The organism is Paraburkholderia sp. USG1, from assembly GCF_031570135.1.
GTDB lineage: Bacteria > Pseudomonadota > Gammaproteobacteria > Burkholderiales > Burkholderiaceae > Paraburkholderia > Paraburkholderia dioscoreae.
The window spans coordinates 223,130-246,877 of record NZ_JAMWXW010000005.1 but is presented as its reverse complement, the minus strand read 5'-3'; the positions used below and the strand labels follow the sequence as shown (position 1 = coordinate 246,877).

21 protein-coding genes are annotated in these 23,748 nt (G+C 64.0%); 8 read left to right on the top strand and 13 right to left on the bottom strand.

Going from position 1 to position 23,748, the window contains the following annotated elements; translation table 11 throughout:
* Nucleotides 1-28: 28 nt before the first annotated feature.
* The 3 genes from NE850_RS09180 to NE850_RS09170 form a co-directional block, all read right to left on the bottom strand.
* Complete coding sequence (locus tag NE850_RS09180; protein WP_007178153.1) at nucleotides 29-1,030, bottom strand: ABC transporter permease; 1,002 nt, start codon at nucleotides 1,028-1,030, stop codon at nucleotides 29-31.
* A 2-nt stretch (nucleotides 1,031-1,032) separates the two neighbouring features.
* On the bottom strand, nucleotides 1,033-2,643 hold the full coding sequence (locus NE850_RS09175) for a sugar ABC transporter ATP-binding protein (protein ID WP_007178154.1): 1,611 nt from the start codon (nucleotides 2,641-2,643) through the stop codon (nucleotides 1,033-1,035).
* 71 nt (nucleotides 2,644-2,714) lie between these two features.
* The gene (locus NE850_RS09170; RefSeq protein WP_007178155.1) at nucleotides 2,715-3,680 is read right to left on the bottom strand and encodes a sugar ABC transporter substrate-binding protein; all 966 of its coding nucleotides are present in this window, start codon (nucleotides 3,678-3,680) and stop codon (nucleotides 2,715-2,717) included.
* A gap of 194 nt (nucleotides 3,681-3,874) precedes the next feature.
* Here NE850_RS09170 and NE850_RS09165 point away from each other — a divergent pair, with 194 nt between their 5' ends.
* Nucleotides 3,875-4,747 (top strand): LysR family transcriptional regulator, encoded by an 873-nt coding sequence (locus NE850_RS09165; protein WP_007178156.1) that lies wholly within the window; start codon nucleotides 3,875-3,877, stop codon nucleotides 4,745-4,747.
* 16 nt (nucleotides 4,748-4,763) lie between these two features.
* Here NE850_RS09165 and NE850_RS09160 read toward each other — a convergent pair whose 3' ends face one another.
* Nucleotides 4,764-5,717, bottom strand: a complete 954-nt coding sequence (locus NE850_RS09160; protein WP_007178157.1) for a nitrilase-related carbon-nitrogen hydrolase — start codon at nucleotides 5,715-5,717, stop codon at nucleotides 4,764-4,766.
* Between the two features lie 92 nt (nucleotides 5,718-5,809).
* Between NE850_RS09160 and NE850_RS09155 the strand changes: the two genes are divergently transcribed.
* Nucleotides 5,810-6,721: a LysR family transcriptional regulator gene (locus tag NE850_RS09155; RefSeq protein WP_007178158.1), complete on the top strand. Its 912-nt coding sequence runs from the start codon at nucleotides 5,810-5,812 to the stop codon at nucleotides 6,719-6,721.
* A gap of 68 nt (nucleotides 6,722-6,789) precedes the next feature.
* Here the strand turns inward: NE850_RS09155 and NE850_RS09150 are convergent, their stop codons facing one another.
* Nucleotides 6,790-7,644: a phytanoyl-CoA dioxygenase family protein gene (locus tag NE850_RS09150; protein WP_007178159.1), complete on the bottom strand. Its 855-nt coding sequence runs from the start codon at nucleotides 7,642-7,644 to the stop codon at nucleotides 6,790-6,792.
* A gap of 258 nt (nucleotides 7,645-7,902) precedes the next feature.
* Here NE850_RS09150 and NE850_RS09145 point away from each other — a divergent pair, with 258 nt between their 5' ends.
* The 3 genes from NE850_RS09145 (at nucleotide 7,903) to NE850_RS09135 (ending at nucleotide 9,803) form a co-directional block, all read left to right on the top strand.
* Complete coding sequence (locus NE850_RS09145) at nucleotides 7,903-8,727, top strand: isocitrate lyase/phosphoenolpyruvate mutase family protein (RefSeq protein ID WP_310698654.1); 825 nt, start codon at nucleotides 7,903-7,905, stop codon at nucleotides 8,725-8,727.
* 175 nt (nucleotides 8,728-8,902) lie between these two features.
* Nucleotides 8,903-9,346, top strand: a complete 444-nt coding sequence (locus NE850_RS09140; RefSeq protein ID WP_007178161.1) for a hypothetical protein — start codon at nucleotides 8,903-8,905, stop codon at nucleotides 9,344-9,346.
* 73 nt (nucleotides 9,347-9,419) lie between these two features.
* Nucleotides 9,420-9,803 carry a hypothetical protein gene (locus NE850_RS09135; protein ID WP_007178162.1) on the top strand — a complete coding sequence of 128 codons (384 nt, stop codon included), beginning with the start codon at nucleotides 9,420-9,422 and terminating at the stop codon, nucleotides 9,801-9,803.
* 4 nt (nucleotides 9,804-9,807) lie between these two features.
* Here NE850_RS09135 and NE850_RS09130 read toward each other — a convergent pair whose 3' ends face one another.
* The 4 genes from NE850_RS09130 to NE850_RS09115 form a co-directional block, all read right to left on the bottom strand.
* The gene (locus NE850_RS09130) at nucleotides 9,808-11,262 is read right to left on the bottom strand and encodes an efflux transporter outer membrane subunit (RefSeq protein WP_007178163.1); all 1,455 of its coding nucleotides are present in this window, start codon (nucleotides 11,260-11,262) and stop codon (nucleotides 9,808-9,810) included.
* On the bottom strand, nucleotides 11,259-14,426 hold the full coding sequence (locus tag NE850_RS09125) for an efflux RND transporter permease subunit (protein ID WP_007178164.1): 3,168 nt from the start codon (nucleotides 14,424-14,426) through the stop codon (nucleotides 11,259-11,261). The genes NE850_RS09130 and NE850_RS09125 overlap by 4 nt, the downstream gene beginning before the upstream one ends.
* 3 nt (nucleotides 14,427-14,429) lie before the next feature.
* Nucleotides 14,430-16,106 carry an efflux RND transporter periplasmic adaptor subunit gene (locus NE850_RS09120; RefSeq protein WP_007178165.1) on the bottom strand — a complete coding sequence of 559 codons (1,677 nt, stop codon included), beginning with the start codon at nucleotides 16,104-16,106 and terminating at the stop codon, nucleotides 14,430-14,432.
* 515 nt (nucleotides 16,107-16,621) lie between these two features.
* Complete coding sequence (locus NE850_RS09115) at nucleotides 16,622-16,756, bottom strand: hypothetical protein (protein WP_268738025.1); 135 nt, start codon at nucleotides 16,754-16,756, stop codon at nucleotides 16,622-16,624.
* Nucleotides 16,757-16,863: 107 nt separating this feature from the next.
* Between NE850_RS09115 and NE850_RS09110 the strand changes: the two genes are divergently transcribed.
* Nucleotides 16,864-18,027, top strand: a complete 1,164-nt coding sequence (locus NE850_RS09110; protein WP_007178166.1) for a patatin-like phospholipase family protein — start codon at nucleotides 16,864-16,866, stop codon at nucleotides 18,025-18,027.
* 198 nt (nucleotides 18,028-18,225) lie between these two features.
* On the opposite strand, the gene NE850_RS09105 is transcribed toward NE850_RS09110, so the two are convergent.
* On the bottom strand, nucleotides 18,226-19,365 hold the full coding sequence (locus NE850_RS09105; RefSeq protein WP_035516781.1) for an FUSC family protein: 1,140 nt from the start codon (nucleotides 19,363-19,365) through the stop codon (nucleotides 18,226-18,228).
* 195 nt (nucleotides 19,366-19,560) lie between these two features.
* Between NE850_RS09105 and msrA the strand changes: the two genes are divergently transcribed.
* Nucleotides 19,561-20,067 (top strand): peptide-methionine (S)-S-oxide reductase MsrA, encoded by a 507-nt coding sequence (gene msrA / locus NE850_RS09100; protein WP_007178168.1) that lies wholly within the window; start codon nucleotides 19,561-19,563, stop codon nucleotides 20,065-20,067.
* Between the two features lie 89 nt (nucleotides 20,068-20,156).
* Here the strand turns inward: msrA and NE850_RS09095 are convergent, their stop codons facing one another.
* The 3 genes from NE850_RS09095 to NE850_RS09085 all read right to left on the bottom strand — a co-directional run bounded on the left by NE850_RS09095 (nucleotide 20,157) and on the right by NE850_RS09085 (nucleotide 23,105).
* Nucleotides 20,157-20,561, bottom strand: coding sequence for an ester cyclase (locus tag NE850_RS09095; protein ID WP_007178169.1), 405 nt, complete (start codon nucleotides 20,559-20,561; stop codon nucleotides 20,157-20,159).
* 27 nt (nucleotides 20,562-20,588) lie between these two features.
* Complete coding sequence (locus NE850_RS09090; protein ID WP_007178170.1) at nucleotides 20,589-21,761, bottom strand: glycosyltransferase family 9 protein; 1,173 nt, start codon at nucleotides 21,759-21,761, stop codon at nucleotides 20,589-20,591.
* Between the two features lie 183 nt (nucleotides 21,762-21,944).
* Nucleotides 21,945-23,105, bottom strand: coding sequence for an MFS transporter (locus NE850_RS09085; RefSeq protein ID WP_007178171.1), 1,161 nt, complete (start codon nucleotides 23,103-23,105; stop codon nucleotides 21,945-21,947).
* Nucleotides 23,106-23,296: 191 nt separating this feature from the next.
* Here NE850_RS09085 and NE850_RS09080 point away from each other — a divergent pair, with 191 nt between their 5' ends.
* Nucleotides 23,297-23,728 carry a PRC-barrel domain-containing protein gene (locus NE850_RS09080; RefSeq protein ID WP_035516784.1) on the top strand — a complete coding sequence of 144 codons (432 nt, stop codon included), beginning with the start codon at nucleotides 23,297-23,299 and terminating at the stop codon, nucleotides 23,726-23,728.
* Nucleotides 23,729-23,748 lie beyond the last annotated feature (20 nt).

Sequence of the window (23,748 nt, the reverse complement as noted above, 5' to 3'; positions counted from 1 at the left end):
TCACCACCCCTTCACACCACCAATCCAATTATCCGGTGCGACGCCGGCTTCGATAAGTATCCAACACGACGGCCACGACAATGACGGCTCCCGTGATAATGCGCTTGGTCGGCTCCGTCGCGCCGATCTGCGCGAGCCCTGCGGCGAGCACCGAAATGATCAACACGCCAAAAAAAGTGCTCGTCACCGAACCGCGCCCGCCCATCAAACTCGTTCCGCCGATCACCACCGCCGCGATCACCTGCAATTCGATACCCTGTCCGGCATTCGGGTCCGCGGCTTCGAGCCGGGAAATCTGGAACAGCGAAGCAAGGCCGGCCAGCAGACCCATCATCGCGAATACCGCGATCTTGTAGAGCCGCGGATTGACGCCTGCAAGGCGTACCGCTTCCTCATTCGTGCCAATGCCGACCAGATAGCGGCCGAAAACCGTGCGCGTCAGCACGAACTGCGCGGCGACCATCACCACAATGGCGATGATGAACGCCGGCGAGATGCCGAACGCAACGGGATTGGAGAGAAAATCAAACGCGTCGCCGATATAAGCCGTGCGCGAGTTGGTCAGTTGATACGCGAGACCACGCGCCGCCTCCAGCACGCCGAGCGACACGATGAACGACGGAATCCGCCAGGCCACGGTGATCGCACCGGTCACGCAACCGGTCAAGGTCGCGCCCGCCATGCCGAGCAAGGCTGCGGGCAACGCCGGCCAATGCCACTGCAAGGCCGCGACGCTCGTCAGCGCGGCGCCAAGCGCCAGCACCGAGCCGACCGACAGATCGATGCCGGCAATGATCAGCACGAAGGTCATGCCGATCGACATCACGACGAGATCGGGAATCTGGTTCGCGATCGTGCTGAACGTGTCGTAGGTCAGGAAGTGCGAACTCAGCAGCGAGAACAGCACGATCATTCCAAGAAGCGCACCGAGCAGTCCGAGGTAATTCGACAATCCGAGACGCGTGCCGAGCGGCTTCGCGTTTTTCGGTGGCTCGTTCTGCAGCGTAGGCAGGCTGGTTTCTACGGTCATGCTCAATACTCCACTAATTTGCTTTCGGCGGGCGCTTTGGCGTCGGGTTCGATCGGTTCGTGCAGCAGGTCATCGCGCTTCGCGTAACCCGCGAATGCTGCCGCCAGCAGCGCGTCCTGGGTCCAGTTGCCGCGCTCGAACAGGCCCGCCATCCGTCCCGCCGACATCACCCCGATCCGGTCGCAAATCGCCATCAATTCGCGCAGATCGCTCGATACGACCACGAGAGCACGGCCTTCGCGAGCCAGCGCGCCCATCAATGCATAGATATCGAACTTCGCACCGACGTCGATGCCGCGCGTCGGTTCATCGAACAGCAGCACTGTGCAATCGCGTGCAAGCCACCGGCCGATCACCACTTTCTGCTGGTTGCCGCCCGACAGTTCCGACACCGGCTGTGCCGGCCCCGCGCTGCGGATGCGCATGGCGTCGATCTGCTGACGTGCCAGCGCCGCCTCGCGACGCCCATCCACCACACCCTTGCTCGACACCGCGCGCAAGTGCCCCAGCGAAATGTTGGCGGCAATGGGCTGGGTCAGCAGAAGCCCCTCGCCTTTGCGATCTTCCGTGATCAGCGCGATACCGTGCTTCACGGCGTCCGACGGCGAGGCAATCGCCACCGGTTCAGGTGTGCCACCTTCACGCCCGAGCGAGACGCTGCCGGCGTCAGCGCGGTCCGCGCCGTAAATGAGCCGCATCAGTTCCGTGCGGCCGGCGCCGATCAGCCCGCTGATGCCGAAAATCTCGCCGGCCCTGACTTCGAAGGACACGTCGCGCACCACCGGCTCGCGCGTCATGCCGCTGACCTTGAACGCCACCTCGCCGATGCGCCGCTCGCCGAGGTCGATCCTGTCGCCGATATCGCGCCCTACCATCAGGGTCACGAGACGGTCGGTCGAGAGATTGGCCATCTCGTCGACGTGCACGAGCCGGCCGTCGCGCAACACGGCGGCGCGCCGCGCGATACGCTTCAATTCTTCCAGCCGGTGTGAGATGTACACCAGCGCCACACCGCGCGCCTTGAGCCGCTCGACCTGCTCGAACAGCAGATCGACTTCGCGGGCGGTCAGCATCGCGGTGGGCTCGTCGAGAATCAGTACGCGGCAGTCGCCGATCAGATTCCGCGCGATCTCGACCATCTGTTGATGCCCGATACCCAGCGTACCCACCAGCGTGTCGGGATCGATTGCGTCGAGACCGACCTGCGCCATGGCGTGCCGCGCGTTCTCGCGCAGCCTCGCGCGGTCGATCCAGCCGACCAGGTTGCGCGGCAAACGGTTCAGAAAGAGGTTCTCCGCCACCGAGAGAGTCGGCAGAAGGTTCAGTTCCTGCATGACCATGCGCACGCCGAGCGCCTCGGCGTCCTTGCGGCTGGCAGGCGCGTAGGCCGCGCCGCCCAGGTTCATCGAACCGGCAGTGGGCGTGACGAGGCCGCCGACGATCTTGGACAGGGTGCTCTTGCCCGCGCCGTTTTCGCCGGTCAACGCCAGCACCTCGCCCGCGCGCAGTTCCAGCGATACGTCGGCGAGCACGGGCTCGGCATAGGTCTTGCCGATGCCGTGAACACACAGCACGGGCGGTGCGTCAGCAAGGGACGGAATGGGAGTGGACATCAGAATGATCAGGCTGGACGTAAATCAGGCGCGTGGCCCCTGGACGAAGCGGGCCACGCGTTGCACCAATCTCACTTGGTGACCAGATCGACCGGTGTTTCAACGACGCCGGACAATTCAGACTGCTTCTTGTGTTCGGAGAGCGCCTTCAAAGCCGTGTCGATGCCGAACACCGCCTGCTTCGCGGCATATTGATTCGCGGTGGCGAGCACGCGGCCGTCGGCGAGCATGGGCTTGATCGCGTTGATGTCGTCGTAGCCCACCACCTGCACCTTGCCCTGCTTGCCCGCCGCGCGTACCGCCGATACGGCGCCGATCGCCATGTTGTCGTTGCCGCACAGCAAGGCCTTGACGTCCGGGTTCGCGTTGAGGATCTGGCTGGCCACGGCATTGCCCTTGTCGATTTCCCACTCGCCCGATTGCAGCGCGACGACCTTCATGCCGCCCGACTGCATGGCCTGCCTGAAGCCGGCGGTGCGTTGCTGCGCGTTGGTCGTGGTCGTGACACCTTCGATAATGCCGACGTTGTCGCCCGACTTCAGGTGTTTGGCCAGGTAATCGCCGACCTTCTGAGCGCCCTTCGCGTTATCCGGCCCGACGAACGGGATATTCAGCGCTTTCGACTTGAGAACCTCGTCGTCCAGCTTGTTGTCGATATTGACCACGATGATGCCGGCATCGACCGCTTTCTTCAGAACCGGCACCAGTGCCTTGGAGTCGGCCGGCGCGATCACCAGAGCATCGACCTTCGAGACGATCATCTGCTCGACAATGCGGATCTGGTTCGCGGTGTCCGTCTCGTCCTTGATGCCGTTCGTCACCAGGTCGAATTTCGCCGGATTCTGCTTCTGATAATCCTTGGCGCCCGTTTCCATGGTCAGGAAAAATTCGTTCGCCAGCGACTTCATGACAAGCGCGACTTTCGGTTTATGGGCAGCCTGGGCGAATGCCGCGGGCATCGGCAAAATCGACACGGCGAGGAAGGCCGCGCCGGCTGCGATGGCGCGACGCCGCGCCGGTTGGAAATGGCGAATCATTGTTGTCTCCGTATCGCTCGTTCGGTCTACTGAGAGCCGTTGAGTCGTGTGATGGGCAGGAACGCCGCACTTGCCACGCCTCGCCGGATCTTGCGGGTCTTCTCGCGTGATGCCGGGCAGGTATGGCCAGATCCAATCCTATCCCCGCGAACTGCGTTATGCTATGCCAAATTTCAAAACCTATCGTTTCAAAAATGGAACACGTCGACTGGGACGACCTTCGGATTCTGGTGGCCATCGCCCGTGAGGGAACGATGCGATCGGCCGCGGCGGCGTGCGACCTGAGCGCGCCGACCCTGTCGCGCCGCCTTACCGAGCTGGAAAGACGGCTCGGCGAACCGCTGATCGACCGGGTGCCGTCGGGTTGCACCGTGACCGCGTTCGGCGCGCGGGTGCTGGCCTGGGCGGAGCAGATGGAAAACCTGGCTCACCAGATTGAACGCGCCGCGGACGTGAACGGCGGCTCGGCCGCGCACGGCACGGTGCGGATCAACGCCGTCGAATGGCCGTCGTACATTCTGCTGAAGCTGCTCGGCTCGTTTCAGGACAGGCTGCCCGGCCTCGCAATCGAAGTGCTGACTTCGCGCCGCCCCTACAGCCTTGCGCGGCGCGAGGCGGACATCGCCCTCTGGTCCGAGTGCCCGGAAGAGGGCGATCTGTATGTTCGGCGGATCGGGCGGATTCGCTTCGGGCTATTCGGCTCGCGCGATTATTATCTTCGCCACAGGGCGGCGATCATGAAGAAGGAATGGGACAAGCTTTCGTTCGTCGGCTATGACGACCGGCAGCCTGACCATCCGGCCACACAATGGCTGAAAGCGCTGCCGGGCGCTCCGGCGCCTTCGCTTCGCAGCAGCTATGGCATGGGCGTATTCGACGGCGTTCTGGGTGGCTCCGGGCTCGGTGTCCTTGCCCAGTTGGCTGGCGACACGACGAGCGACCTCGTCTGCGTGGAGAAACATATCAAGGCGCTGGATCAGGACGTGTGGATGGTGTTGCATCCGGCTCTGCGCGACAGCGAGCGAATCCGGACCGTCGCCAACCTCATCGCCGAGATTTTCCGTTAGCGTTGCTTGACGAACGCTACCGTATCGGCCGGTCGCGACTGACCTGCGCGAAACTGATCGCGATTCCGCCTCGGGACGAGACGCTGCGTGGCTCGAAATCCGTCGCACGATGGCCGAATCGGGTCAGCAAGCCATAGAGTTCCGGCCGGCGGGCCAGCAGCCATTGCCGCCCAGCACTTCCGTCGATCAGCCCCGTCTCCAGACAGGCGGAAACGAGTGCGTCTTGCGTACCGCGTTCGGCGAGCACGCGACCGCACGGATCGACGATCATCCCTGCCCCACCCGACCGTTCAAGGCCAGCGACTTCCAATCCTTCGCTGCAGACAACGAACATGCCGTTGTCGGCTGCTCGCGCCGGCAGCCAGCATCGCATCGATTGCTCCATCGAAACCGGCTGCGTCGGGCGGCCTCCGGTACGGTCCACGCCGTCGCTGCGATGCGGCGCGAGCAGCAGCGTCGCGCCCATCAGCGCCGTCATACGCATGTTCTCGACCAGACAATTGTCGCCGCCGATCAGGATGCCGACGCGAACGCCCCACGCCGTATCGAACACGGTGAACCGATCGCCGCTGCTGATCCGCCGATGCTCGAACGCATGCAGCTTGCGGTGGCAATGCCGCGCCCCGCCGGGCAGGCAAACGGCGTAGCTGTTGAACAGACGCCCGTCGGCCGCCCGCTCGATAAAGCCGACGCCGGCCGCCACGCCAAAGCGTTCGACTGCGTCGGCAACCGCGCTGACCGACGGTCCGTCGAGCGGTTCTGCAAGCGCATCGAGCTCGGCGCGATGAAGCTTCGTCACGCTTTCATAGCCGCCGATACAGGTCTCCGGAAATACCGCGAGGACGATTTCTTCCTGCGCGGCAAGCGCGAGGCAATCCGCAATGCGCGCAACGTTATGCGGCGCGTCGCCGGGACGTGAAACGAGCGGGACGGCTGCGACGCGAAGCGATGGAACAGCGGGGAGCGACATCTTCACGACCGGATGGATGGAACGACTCCATTGGACCGCCCGCCCTTCGATAAGTAAAATGAAAAATTCTATGCATTCAATCACTTCGCGGAATGGAACTGAAATTACTGCGCGCCTTTCTGACCGTCGCTGAACTCCGGCACTTTGGCCACGCCGCAGAAGCGCTCTACGTCAGCCAGCCCGCTCTGAGCAAGCAGATCGTGGCATTGGAAGCGAGCCTTGGCGCGCGCCTGTTCGAGCGCGGCCGGCACGGTGCGGAACTGACGGTCTTCGGCGAAACGTTTCTTGCCGACGCAGAGGCCCTGGTCCGCGACGCGGACAATATCCTCGCGCGTGCCCGCGAGGCGAGCAGCGGAACGCGCGGCTATCTGCGCGTCGGTCTTGGACTCTCGACCCTGAACGAGGTGCCGCAACTGATCGCCCAATTCCGCAAGCTCCATCCGAATGTCAGCGTCACCCTCAACGACCTTTCTTCGGCGGAGCAAACCCGGAGGCTTCTCACCGGCAAGCTCGACGTCGGCTTCCTGCGCTTGCCGGCCGACGCAGGCCTGTCCACGTTGCCGATACTCGACGAGGCACTGGCATTGGCGATACCGCAGCACGCGCGCTGGAAACGCGTTCCGTCGAATCTGAAGGAATTGAACGAGCCCGGCTTCATCGCGCTGTCACGCGGACGCGGCCCCGGACTGGCAGCGCAGATCGACCACTGGTGCGGTGAACATGGCTTCGTGCCCAATGTGATCCAGCAGGCCGACGACATCCAGTCGGTACTCGTCGGCGTGGCGGCAGGCGTCGGCGCGGCGTTTTTACCCTCGCGGGCGCAATACCTGTTGCGCGACGCAAGGGTGCTGCCGTTGCGCGACGCCGCCGGCCGGTGGCGAGTCGGACTGGCGTGGCATGCCACACGCGAGGATCCCGTAGTGGCCAATTTTGTCGCGTTCGTTCGCGCGGCGAAGAAGTCCCTGCGCGCGGATTCAGCTACCCACGCCGATCAAAATGCATAGACCTGCCTCCCCCCTGGATCGCCAACGCCGTGCGTTATCGCATGACGAACGCGTGCAGTCGGCCTGTCTCAACGCATCGCGTTCTTGCGGCCCTCGGCATTGGTCGCCACGGCAATCTCGTCGAGATTCTGCGGGTAAGGAAAATTGAGGCCGAGCAACTGACGCATCGTCGGGCTGGCCCGCTTGACGAAATCTTCGCCGACCATCGCGCGCAGGTCTTCCATCGGCTTCACGAATTTCGGCAGGTACTGGATCAACACGGCGCTGCGGTCCTGCGTGCTGCGATTGGGCATCGCGCAATGCCAGGTTGCGCCGAAAAACACAATGGCATCGCCGGGCTCGGCCGTCATGCGTTGGCAACGCTCGAAGAACCGGTCGCCTTCGGCCGGATAGCGCAATTCGTGCTGCGTGTGCGGCACGAAGGCCGTCGCGCCGGTCTCAGCGGTAAAGGGATCGAGCGGAATCGTCACCTGCGCGTTGAGCGGAAACGATGTATTGATGCCGAGTGGAAACGTATCCGGCATGTGGTAATCCCAGTACGGGTAATCGATGTGCGGTTCCTGGCCGGGCCCACCGGGCAGAATGCGGTTGGCCGCGATCGAGCCCATGATGAAGTCGTCGCCGAGAAAGCGCCGCATCGCGCCGACGATCGCCGGTTGCTCCGACATCTCGGAGAATACGTCGCCCTTGGCGAGCAGATTCCACACACGCCGCTGCAGATGAAGCCGCTGTTCCTCCGCGGCCTGTCCCTGGAAGTGCGTGACGGTTTGCGCGCGGTCCTCGGAATGGGCCATCACCACGCGCCGTGCTTCGGCAATCTGGCTTTCGCTGAACAGCCCGCGTATGCAAACCGCGCCGGGGCCACGCGTCAGTGCCTCGACCACCACGCCGGGTGTCGCGTCATGCGTTTCGATCCTCTCCACGACTGTCTCCTGTGAGCCGCGCCGCGTCGCGGCTGCGCTTCACGTCCAGCATAAAAGATGATCCGGCCCATTTGCAAGAATAATTGCCAAATAAATAATTTTGGAATTTATTTTCTATTTCGACAAGTGCCGGCATTGGCTTTCCGAACCCACGTATATCGCACACAACCGGTCGAATTTCACGGATGATAAGTCCACCAGCCTCGCTGTCATATAACAACACGGGCGCCTCACGCTCGTCCGTTTCAGGAGATACGCATGTTCCGCACCGTCGTCGAGAAACGCGCCGCCTTCAAGGCGTTGCACACCTCCGGCTGTTTCGTGCTGCCTAATCCGTGGGACGCCGGCAGCGCGCGCTATCTGCAGACACTCGGCTTCCAGGCGCTCGCCACGACCAGTTCCGGCTTTGCCTGGTCGACCGGACACGCCGACAACACATTGCCGCGCAATGTCATCCTCGCGCATTTGCGCGAGATCGTGGAAGCAACCGATCTGCCTGTCAACGCGGACTTCGAGAACGGCTTCGGGCGCGATCCGGCGGAAGTCGCCGAGAGCGTCGCGCTTGCCGTCGACACCGGCGTTGCCGGACTGTCGATCGAAGACTCCACCGGCAATCCCGCCGCGCCGCTTTTCCCTATCGAGGTCGCCGTTGAACGGATCAGCGCGGCGCGCCGCGCCATCGACGAAGCTGGTGGCGAGACGCTGCTGATCGGCCGGGCGGAGAACTTCTTCGCCGGCTCGCCCGATCTGGACGATACGATCGCGCGCCTCAAAGCCTATGCCGCGGCCGGCGCCGACTGCCTGTATGCGCCAGGCATTCAAACGCGCGAGCAGATCGAAGCCGTGGTCGCCGCCGTGGCGCCGAAGCCCGTCAACCTGCTGATCGGTTCAACCTCGGCACTCACGCTGCAGGACGTAGCCGCGCTCGGCGTGCGGCGCATCAGCGTGGGCGGGGCGCTGGCCCGTGCGGCATGGGGCGGGTTCATGCAGGCCGCGCAGTCGCTAGCTCAAGGTCGCTTCGACGGCTTTGCCGGCGCGGCGCCCGGCTCGCAACTCGATGAACTGTTCCGTAACCGCACGTAAGGCATACCGCCGAGGCTACCGGCGCGTCAAGCGGTGTGCCGGCCGGACATCGGCCCGAACCGTGACCTGCCGCAGCATAGTTCGCTGACGCACGTACGCTAACGGCGAGGACGTGAGAAACTGACGGCTAACGCGCGTCCAGCCTGTCGACGCCCACAATTCAGGCACGTTAGTCATGGCATCCGGTCCTCTCAAAGCAGTTGCTGCCCTACTCGCCTCGAGCGTCGGCCTCTACCCGGTGACGTCGCACGCGTATGCGCTAGACGCGCAATTCGACTGCCAGGCGCATCCTCATGAGTTCATCGGGCAACTCATCGACGACAAGTACATCGAAGCCAATCCCATGCGGATCGACACAAATTCGGTCAACGCGTTTCGGCCCGTGCGCGGCAGCGACATCACCGCGTTCGGCTTTCGCGTTTATGCCGTGCTCGGCTACGAACCGGACGACGAGATGTTCAAAAAAGGCCGCGGCCAGGCGCTCGCCGGTCCGCTGTACGGTGCCGTGCTATCCGCGCCGAGCGAGTCGGTCGAGAAGCGCGTGCGCGCGGCCGGTAGCACGGCCACGGTGCACATGGTCATTCCGCTGTTGCTGACGGCGGTGGTCTGCACGCGTTGACGCTGCGCGCCCCGGCGTCGCGGTGCTCTGCCTTTCGCTCCCCTTCGCTCATGCCGCCTGGAATTTCACGCCGATGCCTTCGTCAGTCCGCAACTCGCTCGCCTGGATCTTCGACGCGTTCGAGCGCGATTCGACCTACTTCAGCAAGCGGATGTTCGGATGCGACGCGGCCTATATCGACGGCCTCCTGTGCCTCGTTGCCGCCGATCGCGAGGCGCCCTGGAACGGCCTGCTCGTGTGCACATCGCACGAGCGCCACGCCACGCTCATCGCTGAAATGCCTGCTTTGCGGCCACATCCGGTGCTCGGCAAGTGGCTCTACGTACCGCAAGACGATCCGGTGTTCGAAACCGTCGCCGAGAAGCTGACGGCGCTCGTGCTGGCACGCGATCCGCGCGTGGGAGTCGAACCGAAGCCGCGCAATCGCGGCAGGAAATCCACTCTGCCGAAGGCGTAGGGGATCACGGCAACGCCTGAGGTCCGGAAAACAGGATGTTCAACCCGGCCGCCGGCGCCTGCGAACCGGCGTCGACCGTCCAGCCATAACCGAGCGCCTTATATAGCGCGACGATCTGCGCGAGCTCCAGATCCTGCAACTGCGACTGCTGGAGTTGCGCGGCGAACAGACTGCGCTCGGCATCGAGCACTTCGAGGTAGCTGGTGTAGCCGCCCTCGTACAGATCCCGGGCGAGCGAAGCATATTGCGCAAGTGCCTCGACCTGGCGGTTGGTCGCCTGCAACTGGTCACGCACGCGCGCCACGCCGACCAGGGCGTTTTCCACGTCCGCAAACGCGGACTGGATGGTCTGCTCATAGCCGAACAGGGCTTCCTGCTGCTGCGCCTCGGCGATGCGCACCGACCCCGTGATCGCGCCACCGGTGAAGATCGGCTGCGCAATCGCGCCCGCGAACGACCAGACGCGCGCCGGCCCCGTCCACAAGCCGGAGAGTGCGGTGCTCGCCGCGCCGAACACGCCCGTCAGCGAAATGGTCGGGAAGTACTGCGCGCGCGCCGCGCCGATCGACGCGTTCGCGGAGACCAACGCCTGTTCGGCTTGCAGGATGTCCGGCCGGCGTTCGAGCAGCGACGACGGCAAGCCCGCCGGTATGGTGGGCGCGCTGAGCTGCGTCAGCGGTTTGCCGCGCGGAATCGGCCCCGGGTTATCGCCGAGCAGCAGCGACAGCGCGTTTTCCTGCTGGGCGATCTGCTGCTGGAATGCATACACCGAAGCCTGCGCCGACTCATATTCGGATTTCGCCTGGCTCACCTGGAGTTGCGATACGACGCCTCCGCCAAAGCGCTCCTGAAACAGCGCGAGCGCATCGGCGCGGCTCGCCAGCGTCGACTTTGCTATGTCGAGCCGCTGGTCGAGATCGCGCAGCAGCAGATACGACGTGGCCACACTCGCTATCAACGCAATGCGCGTTGCCTGCTGCACGGCCTGGGTGCCGAGATAATCGGCGCGCGCGGCTTCGGTCATGCGTCGCAAGCGGCCGAACAGATCGATTTCCCACGACGCCATGACATCCAGTTGCACCTGGTTGCCGACCGTCGGCGCAAAGCCCGGCGCGGGCACACCGCGACTGCGGCTGCCGGCGAAGTTCGCGCCGATCTGCGGGAATAGCCCGGCACGTGTCGTCATCAGGCGGCCATAGAATTCGTCGACGCGAGCGGCCGCAATCGCGAGATCCCTGTTCTGAACGAGCGCGCGCTCGATCAGGCTGTCGAGTACCGGATCGTCGAACTGGCTCCACCATTGAACCACGCCCTGATCGACCACCTCGGCGTCCGGCGACGCATAGCGGAACGACGACGGCGTGTCGACAGCAGGCCGCTGATAATTGGGGCCGACCGTGCAGCCGGCGAACCAGCAGGCACACATAGCGGGCAGAAGGCGAAAAAGCGGGCGTCTCATGTTCCGCCCTCCCGCGGCCCCGGCGACACCGGCGGTCCGGCATCCGGCGCAGGCGCCTTCCTGCTTCGCGACGACAGCGTCTCCAGCCCCCAGAAGAACATGGGAATGAAGAACAGGGCGATGACGGTCGCACCGAGCATGCCGAAAATCACGCCGGTGCCGAGCGAGCGGCGGCTCGCAGCCGATGCGCCGCTCGCGATCGCCAGCGGCACGCAGCCGAGAATGAACGCCAGCGAGGTCATGATGATCGGACGCAGCCGCAGCTTCGCGGCTTTGAGCGCGGCGTCGTAGGGGTTCAGCGATTCTTTCTCCCGCATCTCCACGGCGAATTCGAAGATCAGAATCGCGTTCTTGGCTGCCAGCGCGATCAGCACGGTCAGGCCGATCTGAAAGTACACGTCGTCTTCCATGCCGCGCAAAAGAATGCCGATGAGCGCGCCGAATAGTGCAAACGGCACCGCAAGCAGGACACCGATCGGCAGCGACCACTTTTCGTATTGCGCCGCAAGGATCAGGAACACCATCAGCAAGGCGAAACCGAACACGAGGATCGCGGTCGAGCCGGCCTGCTTTTCCTCATAAGCCTGACCGCTCCACGCATAGCCGTAGCCTTCGCCTAGCACTTCCTGCGCGATCTGCTCCATCGCGGCGATGGATTCGCCCGAACTGTGTCCCGGCGCGGAATCACCGGTGATCTTCGCGGCGGGAAAGTTATTGAAGCGCGTGACGATGTCCGCGCCCGGCACGAAGCGGAAAGTCGTGACCGCCTTGATCGGCACCATGTCGCCGCTGCGGTTGCGCACATAGAGTTGCTGGATGTCGTCCGGCTGCGTCCGGTATTGCGGCTCGGCCTGCACGATCACCTGGAAGAGCCGGCTGCTCTTGGGGAATTGGCTCACGTACGACGAGCCGAACATGGTCTGCAGCGCGGAGTAGATATCCTGCACCGGCACGCCGAGCGATTCCGCCCGCTCCCGGTCGACCTCGACGAGCAATTGCCGCGAATTCGTGTTAATGGTCGAGTTCACGCCGCGCAGCGCCGGGTTCTGACGCGCCTTCGCAATGAACGCGCGCACCTTTTCCTCCAGATTCTGATAGCTGCCGTCGCCGGTGCTCTGCAACCAGAACTCGAAACCGCCAGTCGTGCCGAGACCCGGAATGGACGGCGGATTCAGCGGGACCACCACGCCGTCCTTGTAGCCGGCAAACGCCTTATTGGCATCGCGGATCAGGTCTTGCGCAGTGCCGTTTTCGCCACGTTCGCTGAAGCCCTTGAGCGTGATGAATAGCGTGCCCGCATTCGACTTGTACTGCGAGTCGATCAGGCTGTAGCCGATCGGCGCGGCAACGGACTTCACGGCCGGCTGCTTCGCGAACCATTGTTCCGCGCGCTGCGAGAGCTCACCGGTACGGTCGAGGCTCGCGGCATCGGGCAGTACCACCGCGCCGAGCAGATAGCCCTGGTCCTCGGTGGGCAGGAAGGACGACGGAATGTGTTTGAATAGCCCCGCGGTCGCGGCCACCATCGCGACGATCAGCAGGATCGACAGCGCGACGCGCCGGATCGCGAGTTGCACGGCGCGCCCATAGCCTTGGGTCAGCCTGTCGAAACGATCGTTGAACCAGAGAAAGAAGCGGTTCTTCCTGTGCGTGCCGGGCTTGAGCAGAATCGCGGCAAGCGCGGGCGAAAGCGTCAGCGCAACGATGCCCGACAACACCACGGAAACGGCGATCGTCACCGCGAACTGTTTGTACAACTGCCCCGTAATGCCGGACAGAAACGCCACGGGAATAAACACTGCGAGCAGTACGAGCACGATCGCGATGACCGGTCCGGTCACCTCGTCCATTGCGTGCTTGGCCGCTTCTTTCGGCGGAAGACCGAACTCGGTCATGTTGCGCTCGACGTTCTCGATCACCACGATCGCATCGTCGACGACAATACCGATTGCCAGCACCATGCCGAACAGCGTCAGCATGTTGATCGAAAAACCGAACGCCAGCATGCCGATGAACGCGCCGAGAATCGACACGGGCACCGCGAGAATCGGCACGAGCGTCGCGCGAAAACTTTGCAGGAAAATGAACACGACCAGAATCACGAGAATGATCGCGTCGCGCAATGTGTGAACCACCTCGCCGATCGATTCCTGCACGAACTCCGTCGTATCCAGCGCCACTTCGTATTTGAGGCCGGGGGGAAAGGACTTGTGCAATTGCTCGAGCGTGGCGCGCACCTGTTTGGCGACCTGCAGCGCGTTGGCGCCGGGCTGCTGATACACGGCAATCAGCGTCGCGGTTTTGCCGTTGTAGCGCCCGCGCAGCGAGTAGTCTTTCGCGCCGAGTTCCGCGTGGCCGATGTCCTTGATACGCACGGTCGACGCATCGCCCGAACCCGCCCGCAGGATGATGTTGTCGAAATCGGCAGGCTCGGTCATCCGGCCTTTGGTCGCGACCGGAAACGTCTGCTGGACCGGCCCGCTGGTCGGCGACTGGCCGAGGCGGCCCGCGGAAAATTGCTGGTTCTGGTTACTGATTGCCTGTTGTACGTCGGCGACGGTGATGCCGAGCTTCGCCATGCGGTCAGGCTTGATCCAGATGCGCATGGCGTAGTCGGCCGAGCCGAATATCGACGCCTGGTTCGCGCCCGGAATACGCTTTAACGCATCGAGCACATAGACATTCGCGTAGTTCGCCACGTACGACTGGTCGAACCCGTTGTCCGGCGAGTAGATGGCGATCACCATCATGAATGCCGACGAACGCTTCTGCACCGAGACGCCCTGCGCCGTTACCGAATCGGGCAGCGTGGGCAGTGCCAGATTCACGCGATTCTGCACATCCACCTGCGCCAGCGACGGGTCCGTGCCGATGTTGAAGTACGCCGTCAACGTCATATTGCCGGTCGACGAGCTGGACGAGTTCATGTACATCATGTTGTCCGCGCCGTTCACCTGCTGTTCGAGCGGCGCCGCGACATTCTGCGCGACGACCTCCGCGCTCGCGCCCGGATAGGTCGCGCTTACGGTGATGGTCGGCGGCGCGATATCGGGAAACTGCGCGATCGGCAGGTTGAACATCGCGACGATGCCGGCCACCACGAGGATGATCGACAGCACCGACGCGAAGATCGGCCGGTCGATAAAAAAATGGGCGAACTTCATCGATCAGCCCCCCGTCGACGGCGCGAGGGTGACGTCGACACGGCGCGACCTGTCAGGCGCGTCGCTTGCCACGATGCGCGCGGGACGGCGCATGTCGATACGCGCGACGTCGACACCCGCGACGACCAGCGCTGAACGGACTGTCGCGGCGCGCGCGGCGGCGAGCTTGACGTTCGCTTCATAGGTGCCGCTGGAATCGGTGTAGCCGGAAATCACGGCGCGCGAACCAGGCGCGGCGAGCAAGCGCCGCGCGACGCCGGCGAGCGCTTCGGCGGACTGCGGATCGAGGCTCGCGCTACCAACGGCAAAGAACACCGCTGTCTGTCCGGAAGACGCGGCCGATTCACTGCGCGTCGTACCCGGCGCGCTGTTCGCCTGAACGCCCGCATTGCCTAAAGCGCCAGCGGAACCCGCTGCGGCAGCGCCGTTCACATTGCCCGATACGCTACTCGCGCCAGCCTGACCGCTTGCGCTTGCCGGGTTGCCACCGTTGTTGGCTTGTCCCGCGGCGCCGTTCGACAAACCGGCGATATTCACGCTCGCAGCCGGCAGCGGCACGACATGCGCATTGACCGGCGCGCCGGGCATCAGCCGCAATGCGTTGTCGATCACGACGCGATCGCCCACGCGCAGGCCGGATTTGACGACCCAGTCGTTGCCGTTCCACTCGCCCGCTTCGATCGCGCGTTGCTGGGCTTTGTTGTCCTTGTCGATGGTCCACACGTATTCGCCGCGCGGCCCCTGCATGACCGCGCCTTGCGGCACGGCGACCGCCGCGGCGCGTTCGGCGCCGAGCAGCTTGATCCGCACGAACTGTCCGGGCCGCAACGCGCCAGCAGGGTTGGCCACTGCCGCACGAATCAGATAGGTGCCGGTTTCGGAACTGAGCGACGCGTCCCTGAATGCAATGTGGCCACGTTGCGGATAGATGCTGCCGTCGGCAAGTACGATGACCGCTTCGAGATCGCCCACCTGCGGCAGCTTCAGCGTGCCGTTGGTGGTCTGCGCGCGCAACTGCAGCATCTCGTTCTCGGACAACGAGAAATTGATCCACATGGGATCGAGCTTCGCGACATAGGTCAGCAGGCTATTGGTCGAATCGATATACGAGCCGTCCTGCTTCTTCGCGAAGCTCGACAGCCCGGTGACAGGCGCCGTGATCGTCGTGTAGCCGAGATTCAGGTTCGCGCTCGTGACGTTCGCGCGTGCCTGTTCGAGCGCCGCGGCGGCAGCTTCCTGCTGGCCAATCGAATCGTCGAGGTCTTTCTGGCTCAGCGCGTTCTTCGCGACGAGCGGACGCACCCGGTTGAGATTCGCCTGCGCGGTATCGAGGCGGGCCTTCTGCTGGGCGAACTCTGCACGCGCGGCGTCCAGACTTGCTTCGAAAGGTTTGCGATCCATCACGAACATCACGTCGCCTTGATGGACCATCGAGCCTTCCTGATAGACGCGCTTCTCCAGGAAACCATTGACGCGCGCGCGTATCTCGACCTGCTGCGAGCTTTCTGTCTGGCCGACGTAGTCGAACACGACCGGCACATCGCGCAACGCAACGGCGACCACGTCGACATTGACTGGTGCTCGCACGGCTTCGGGCGCCTGCTTTTCATGGCACCCGGTGAGCATCGCGAAGGCTGTCAGTAAGAGGCAAGCGGCAAAGACGTGCGACCGTTCTGTCATCCTGATCTCCGTCGGCAAATCTCCGCGGCCGTATGGCGCGGGCGTCGAGACGCAATCGGACCGCTCCGGAGACTTTGAACTCCGGGGCCGTCTGTCAACACTATTGAAACTGCGCTGATGCGTCAGCTTCGCGTCCGCAACAGGCGTGCTCTCGACGGCAGGCTCGCCCGCCGATCAATCCGCTTGCGGTTCGGGCAAGGCGAAGAACGTGGAGAGTGGTGCCGTTAGCCGGTCACTCGCGGCGCGTGACCACGCGTTTTAACCAACCGCGTTAACTACACAAGCCTGAAGGAAGTGGGCGGCGACATGCTGCCTGATCGGCGTAATGCCAGTGACTGCGTGCGGATTTTCTCGCCAACCGATGCATACGTGCTCCTTGTTTTTCTAGCGGTATGTCAATTCGATGTCCAACGCCCTGCACTGAGGTCAGAAGGCAATGGCCGGTTGCCGCGGAACGTTTTCGTGTCTGTTCGCTCAGGAAGTCTAGCATCGCTAATCAAAAAAACAACACGCGATCAGAACAGCAGCATTAGCTGATTACCCGAATGCAAGGCTTCGAATAACAAGTCGTTATCAATGCGCTGATTAAGGAAGCGTTGACTAAATTCGCCATTGGCGGCGATAGTGTGGATCGCCACGTCCGGCGCCACGGATACCTCGCATGCCGTCGCCGCCGGACACGAACCGGCTCTACCGTTACGCCGGCCATACCGTGGCAAAATCGGCGGCACCGCAGTATTTGTCCCGGAGGCTTGTCATGGGCAACAAGACGCATGTCGAACGCCAGACCAACACAGCCGACGGGCCGGGTACCGCACCGGACATTCCCGGCCAGATCGTCCTGGTCTTCCAGGGAGGCGGCGCCCTCGGCGCTTATCAGGCGGGGGTATATCAGGCACTTCATGACGGTCAGGTCGAACCTCACTGGGTAATCGGCACGTCGATCGGCGCGATTAACGGCGCGATCATCGCCGGCAATCCGCCCGGGAACCGAATGGTGCGCCTGACGCAGTTCTGGAGTGGCGTGGCATGTCATGGCGTCGAGGCGGCGAACTGGTTGCCGGGACTCGCGACCTGGCTGCGCGACGTCGCCACGGTCACTCAAGGCGTACCGTCGTTCTTCACCCCGCAGTTGCAAAGCTGGGCGGGAATTCAGGCGCGGGTTCGCTCCGATCAGGCGGCGTTCTATTCGACAGGACCGCTGCGCGAAACCTTGTCCTCGCTAATCGATTTCGACTACCTGAATCAGAAGACCACGCGGCTAACGGTGGGCACAGTCAATGTCCACAGTGGACGCATGCGGTACTTCACCAATCGCGACGCGCCGCTGGACGTCGAGCATGTAATGGCCTCCGCCGCTTTTCCGCCCGGCTTCCCGGCGGTGCGACTGGAAGGCGAATCGTACTGGGACGGTGGCATCTATTCGAACACGCCGCTCGAAGCCGTACTCGACGACCGGCCGCGGCGCGACTCGGTGATTTTTTCGGTGCAGTTGTGGCCCTCCAGCGGTCTGGAGCCCGAATCGATCCTGCAGGTGATGAGCCGGCAACGCGACATTCAGTATTCGAGCCGCGCGGAAAGCCATCTCGATCGACAGAAGCAGATTCACCGCCTTCGACACGTGATTCGCGAGCTCGGCCAGCATCTGCCCGAAGAACAACGCAATGCGCCGGCGGTGCGGGAACTCCTCGACTGGGGTTGCGGCACGACGATGCAAGTGCTGGAACTCGACGCACCGGCATTCGATAACGACGACCTGAACCGCGATATCGATTTTTCGTCGGCGGGCATCGAGCGGCGCTGGCGCGCCGGTTATGAGGACACGGCCCGCTTGCTGAAGCTCGCGCCCTGGCGCGAAACACTGGACCCGATGGAGGGCATCTCGGTCTTCAGGATGGCATCGGCGGAAAGCCGGAAGTAGACAGCGTTAGCGCCGCACATAACGCGGCCGGCCCTCGCTGAAATCCATTTGTACCTAGCACGCAAGACTGTTCGTCCATAGCAGCGACCGGACAGCAGGGCGCGCCCGCCGGCGTGCTGCGAACCGGCATGCCGACGCCATATGGCCACTACCGGCTGGGGTCGTAAGCATGCGGGTGTTCGCTCGATGGTCCCGGTATCAGGATCGCAGCGGAAAGATGAACTTCGCCGCGAGCAGTCCAAATGCCCCGCCGAGGAGCGTCTCCCAGGCGCGCGCGCCAAGAAGCGAAATGGAGTGCACGCCGCCGATCGCCAACGTCACGATCAACGTAAAGGCAAACGCCGCGCAGGCGATGTCGTAGCGATTGGGCAATGCCATCGCGTAGACGATCATCGCCACTGCCGCAGCGGCCCAGGCGAGCAACGGCGCGTGCTCGACTAGCGGCAGGCAGACGAGCCCCAGCGGCACACCGATCAAGGTGCCGATAATGCGCCGGCGCACCCGTTCCGCCGTGCCGCTCGCCGAGCCCGCAACCACGTACGTGCACGCCGTGATCGCCCAGGCAGACTCCTTGAGCCCGATCGCCTCGTTCAAGGCGACCACGGCCAGCGAGCCGCTCGCCGCCTGTAAGCCCATGATGAGTTCAGCCGGGAGTTTCCAGCGACCCGGCACATCGACGGGTGCAAGCATCGTCGTGGCCGGACGTTCCGCTGGGCCGCTGAGCAGGCGCGGAACAATCGACGCGAGCATGGCGATCAATCCCGCGACCGCAACCGCCGGCAGATCGACCCGCGTCAGCTGCGCACCGTAGGCCAGCAACTGGCCAATGTATATCTGGGACCCGGCTCCCGCGCCCAGAATGCCGAAGCGCTTGAGGTAGCCGACGAGAAAGGCTCCCGTCACGAGCGTCAGTTCGGGAGCCGCCTTGCCGATGGTCTGCAGGAGCGGGGCGAATCCGATGAACATGGCCGCGCCGAACGCAGCGGCGGCACATAAGAGAGCGAGGTCGCGGCTCGATTCGGCTCGCGAGACGCGCGCTTCCGAGACACTGGCCCACAGTGCGAAGCTGCTGGCCAGCGAACCGACCAGTGTGGCGCCGGGCAGACCGTGCGTAATGTCCTGCAAAGCCCCGAGCGCGGCGGCGATACCGTAAGCGGTGACGAGCCGCAGACCCTTGATCCGGCGATGCGTGCCGGGGTCGATCCGTTCGAGCCACGCCGTCACCGATCTGGAGACGCCGCGCTCGCCCTCGCCGTTCGGTTCACCTCGAATGCCAGCGCCCGGCGCGCGATCGTGCGCGTCGGTGCCGGCCTCCCTGTCGTCGTCATCGAGGATCATCTTTCGCTTCTCGGCGTTGTGCGCGTCGCATCGGGGTACCTCGTAGTCTAGGCGAAAGGAATGGCGCGGACCGGTGTGGCCGCCGCTACGCGACCCGGCCAGGCCGATCTCTGGCATGCTTGTGGAATCACCTCCGACAAACGGCGAACCGACCACCAGCGAGTGGCGCGGCGCCACTGACGAAAAGGATCGAAAATGACGACGCAAACCGAAACCGCCCTCCTGGCCGGCGGCTGCTTCTGGGGTATGCAAGACCTGCTGCGGCGCTATCCCGGCGTGCTGTCCACGCGCGTGGGCTACACCGGCGGCGACGTGCCCAACGCCACTTACCGCAACCACGGCACCCACGCGGAGGCGCTCGAGGTCGTGTTCGACCCGCGCCAGATCAGCTATCGCCAGATCCTGGAGTTTTTCTTCCAGATCCACGACCCGACCACGAAGAACCGCCAGGGCAACGACGTGGGAACGAGCTACCGCTCCGCAATTTTCTATCTCGACGACGAGCAGAAGCGCGTGGCCGAGAACACCGTCGCCGACGTCGAAGCATCCGATCTGTGGCCCGGCAAGGTCGTCACCGAGATCGCTCCCGCGGGTCCGTTCTGGGAAGCCGAGCCGGAACATCAGGACTATCTGGAACGCATTCCCAACGGATACACGTGCCACTTCGTCCGGCCCGACTGGAAGCTGCCGAAGCGCGGCTGAAGATGAAACCACACGCTACGGCCGGGCACGGCCGTGGCGCAAAGGCAGAAGTCCACAGAGACGATGTCAACCGCTCGATATTCCACGGCTCAAGCCGTGCCATTGGAATCGAGCTGTGCTTTGATGGCCGCCTTATCGATCACCGACCAGACCTGCTGGATCTTGCCGTCCCGGAATTGATAGAACACATTCTCCGTGAACGAGACCCGCTTCCCGTTGACCGGGAGGCCAAGAAACGTCCCCTTTGGCGTACAGGCGAAGCCGAGCCGGCTACCTATATGAGGCGGATCGGACATCAACAATTGAATGTTGAAATGAAGGTCCGGAATTTCACGAAAGTCCCTCTCCAGCATCTCGCGATACCCGGAGAGGCCGATGCGCCGACCGTTGTAGTGCACGTCGTCGTCGACGAACCGTCCCAGATCGGCCCAGTCCTGTTTATTCAGGCAGGCAATGTAGCTGCGATAGAGGTTGGCGAGTTCGATCGTGTTCACGGCAATTGCCCATGAGGTGAAGCGGCGTCAGGCGGCCGCGTCGACCGGCGCCCGCTGCATGCCGACGGCCTCCAGAACCGCTTGTACGACCCGCTCGACGCTCGGCCAGTTCCCCGCGTGTTCGCCCGCGACATACTGCTCGGGCGACACGCTGCGATACGGCGGCGGATAGCCCCATATGGCATCGTGCCTGTCCGGTTTCGTCACGCTCCCGCCGATCACCGCGACAGTCGGCCGCCGAAACGCGGCCGCGACGTGCATCAGCATCGACGAATTCGTCAGCACGACGCCGGCCTGTTCGGTGAGAGCAAACGTGATGCGCATCGGCACCTCGCCCGCTACCGAGCGGACCGGCACGCCCGTGCCCGCCGAGGCGATCGCCTCGGCGGCGCGCGCGCGATCCGCCGCGCTGCCGGCGATCACGAAATCGCCGGCGTCACCGGCTTTGTCGAGCGTCTGCGCGATCTGCGCGAGCGCCGCGCCGACCTGGCGAGCGTCCCAGGCCTTGCTCGGAACACCGGCCCCGACACCGACGATCAGCCGCACCGTGCGACGGCCGGGCGCGTCACCCGCATTCCAGATTTGCGCGGCCGCGGCGCGCTCGTCGTCGGTCAGGAACAGTTGGGGCCGTGCTTCCGGCAGCGCGGTCGCGCCGAGCAGTTCGCCCTGCGCGAGCGCGGCGCGTCCGCATTGCCGCGCGGCGAATTCGATATGCGCCTGGCACGCACTCCAGCCGCCGCGATAACCACGCACGCCGACGCGATAACGCACGCCTGTGCGCATCATCAGCAGCGCGCCCATGTAGCTGCCGAGCACGTCGATACCGACGTCGAAGCCACCGCGCGCGCGCAGTGCGGCGACCTGCGGAGACTTCCACAGAAAACGCAGCACGTTGCCGTGCGAGCGGTCCTCGACCAGTTTGTTGTTCCAGGGCGCGTCGATTTCCACGATCTCGTCGACAAAGGGATTGTTCTCGAGAACCGGACGCCCCCAACTACCCACGCCCGCAATCAGGCGGGTCGTTGGAAAGCGCCTGCGCAGCGCTTCGAAGAGCGGTGTGGTGGTGAGCAGTTCACCGAAATCGTTCGGGCGCAGCACGAGAATCTCGCGCGGCGTGTCGCGATGCGGGTCGAACCGTGGGCGATGGAACCGGCCAATCATCCAGACCGGCATTTCGATCAGCAGGCTTTTCCAACCCATTGCTTCTCCCAAGCGGCAGAGGGTTATCGCCACCGCTGCGCTTTGGCGCGCGCCGGCAGGCGGCCCGGGCGCGCACGGCGCCGTCGCGCCACGGGCGCCGCCCGGCTCTCGCTCCGATTGTGCATGGTTGCCGCAGCGCATTCTGTGGCCGGCCGAACAGAGCTGCGGACTGAAGCATCGCCTTCAGCAGCTCTCGACCGCCTGACGATCGGCGCGGCCGGCGAATACCAGCATCAGGCCGGCCCCGGCCAGCACCGCGCCGGCAATCGGCACGGCCGTGTAGCCCAGGCCCGCCGAGATCACCGCGCCGCCGGCAGCGGCGCCCAGCGCATTGCCGAGATTGAACGCGCCCACATTGACCGACGAAGCGAGTCCAGGCGCATCCGCCGCCGCGTGCATCACGCGAATCTGTACCGGCGGCACGATCGCAAAAGTGGCCGCGCCCCACACGAGCATACCGATCAACGCCCCCACGTGACTGGTGAGAACGAACGGCAACGCCGCCATGATGAGCGCCAGCGCGCCGAGAAACAGCTTGGTGCTGCCGTCGAGCGACCAGTCGGCGAGCCGTCCGCCCAGGCCGTTGCCGATCGTGAAGCCAATGCCGATCAGCACCAGCGCAATCGTGACGAAGCCCGCGGAAGCGCCCGTCATATTTTCGAGCACCGGCGCCACATAGGTGTAAAGCGTGAACATCGCGCCGGCGCCCATGACGGTGGTGGCCATCGCCATCAGCACTTCAGGCCGCGCCAGCACCCGCAACTCGCGGCGAATATCCGGCATCTTGCCCGCGTCGCCTCGCGGCAGCGCGACCGCCAGGGCGGCAATGGCCAGCACGCCGAGCCCCGCAGTGCCGGCGAACGCCATGCGCCAGCCGATCTGCTGACCGATCCAGGTCGCGGCCGGCACGCCGCCAATGTTGGCGATCGTCAGGCCCATGAACATGGTGGCGACCGCGCTCGCGCGCTTCTCGCGCGGCACCAGATTCGCCGCGACCACTGAGCCGATGCCGAAGAACGCGCCGTGGTTCAGGCTCGTGACAAGGCGTGCGGCGAGCAGTGTCCAGTAGCCGGGCGCCACGGCCGAGAGCAGATTGCCGAGGACGAAGATCGACATGAGCGCGATCAATGCCTTTTTCGCGCGCAGCCTGCCGAAGGCGAGCGTCATCAACGGCGCGCCCAGCATGACGCCGAGTGCGTAGGCGCTGATCAGCAGGCCGGCCGCGGGAATCGACACACCCACGCCGTTCGCGATTACGGGCAACAGGCCCATTGGCGCGAATTCGGTGGTGCCGATGCCAAATGCGCCGACCGCCAGAGCCAGCAGTGCCCAGGTTGATTTCATGCCTTTTCTCCGTCCGGATATCGCAAACGATGGATTGTGGGGTAGCGGGCGCCCGACAAACAGCCCTCCCGCGGCAATTGAATATTGACCGCGAGGCACGAATGCCGCCGCCGGACGGAGCCGGGCACGTCGCGTGCTTCCTCGTACTCTGGTACGAAGCTAACTGTTCGACAGACAACCAGGAGCCGAAAATGAAAGCAAGAACACTGATCTGCGCGACCGCTCTCGCCGTGATCTGCGCCTCACAAGGCGCCTATGCGCAGATTGCCGGACTGCAACCGCTCGGCGGCACGGTCGAGCAAACCAATGCGCTGCTGAAGGGCTGGAGCGTGCGACGCGCTCTCGTGGACGAGCCTGTCTACAACGATCTGAACGACAAGATCGGCAGCATCTATGACGTGATCATTGCGCCGGACCGCAAGGCAACGTATGCCGTCGTATCGGTAGGCGGCTTTCTCGGCATGGGCAAACACTATGTGGCGATTCCGGTCGATCACTTCCAGATCCGCGACGGCAATCTGTTCCTCGCCGGCGCAACGAAAGATGCGCTGAAGTCGGTGCCGGAATTCGAGTACAACAAGCTCGAAAAAGCGACCAGGCCGCGTAAGATCAAAGCAGATTAACCGGACGTGAAAGGGCGTGA

Coding starts and splice junctions, on each gene's coding strand:
- NE850_RS09180 (WP_007178153.1), bottom strand. CDS start 1,030: ATGACCGTAGAAACCAGCCTGCCTACGCTGCAGAACGAGCCACCGAAA.
- NE850_RS09175 (WP_007178154.1), bottom strand. CDS start 2,643: ATGTCCACTCCCATTCCGTCCCTTGCTGACGCACCGCCCGTGCTGTGT.
- NE850_RS09170 (WP_007178155.1), bottom strand. CDS start 3,680: ATGATTCGCCATTTCCAACCGGCGCGGCGTCGCGCCATCGCAGCCGGC.
- NE850_RS09165 (WP_007178156.1), top strand. CDS start 3,875: ATGGAACACGTCGACTGGGACGACCTTCGGATTCTGGTGGCCATCGCC.
- NE850_RS09160 (WP_007178157.1), bottom strand. CDS start 5,717: ATGTCGCTCCCCGCTGTTCCATCGCTTCGCGTCGCAGCCGTCCCGCTC.
- NE850_RS09155 (WP_007178158.1), top strand. CDS start 5,810: ATGGAACTGAAATTACTGCGCGCCTTTCTGACCGTCGCTGAACTCCGG.
- NE850_RS09145 (WP_310698654.1), top strand. CDS start 7,903: ATGTTCCGCACCGTCGTCGAGAAACGCGCCGCCTTCAAGGCGTTGCAC.
- NE850_RS09140 (WP_007178161.1), top strand. CDS start 8,903: ATGGCATCCGGTCCTCTCAAAGCAGTTGCTGCCCTACTCGCCTCGAGC.
- NE850_RS09135 (WP_007178162.1), top strand. CDS start 9,420: ATGCCTTCGTCAGTCCGCAACTCGCTCGCCTGGATCTTCGACGCGTTC.
- NE850_RS09130 (WP_007178163.1), bottom strand. CDS start 11,262: ATGAGACGCCCGCTTTTTCGCCTTCTGCCCGCTATGTGTGCCTGCTGG.
- NE850_RS09125 (WP_007178164.1), bottom strand. CDS start 14,426: ATGAAGTTCGCCCATTTTTTTATCGACCGGCCGATCTTCGCGTCGGTG.
- NE850_RS09120 (WP_007178165.1), bottom strand. CDS start 16,106: ATGACAGAACGGTCGCACGTCTTTGCCGCTTGCCTCTTACTGACAGCC.
- NE850_RS09110 (WP_007178166.1), top strand. CDS start 16,864: ATGGGCAACAAGACGCATGTCGAACGCCAGACCAACACAGCCGACGGG.
- NE850_RS09105 (WP_035516781.1), bottom strand. CDS start 19,365: ATGATCCTCGATGACGACGACAGGGAGGCCGGCACCGACGCGCACGAT.
- msrA (WP_007178168.1), top strand. CDS start 19,561: ATGACGACGCAAACCGAAACCGCCCTCCTGGCCGGCGGCTGCTTCTGG.
- NE850_RS09090 (WP_007178170.1), bottom strand. CDS start 21,761: ATGGGTTGGAAAAGCCTGCTGATCGAAATGCCGGTCTGGATGATTGGC.
- NE850_RS09085 (WP_007178171.1), bottom strand. CDS start 23,105: ATGAAATCAACCTGGGCACTGCTGGCTCTGGCGGTCGGCGCATTTGGC.
- NE850_RS09080 (WP_035516784.1), top strand. CDS start 23,297: ATGAAAGCAAGAACACTGATCTGCGCGACCGCTCTCGCCGTGATCTGC.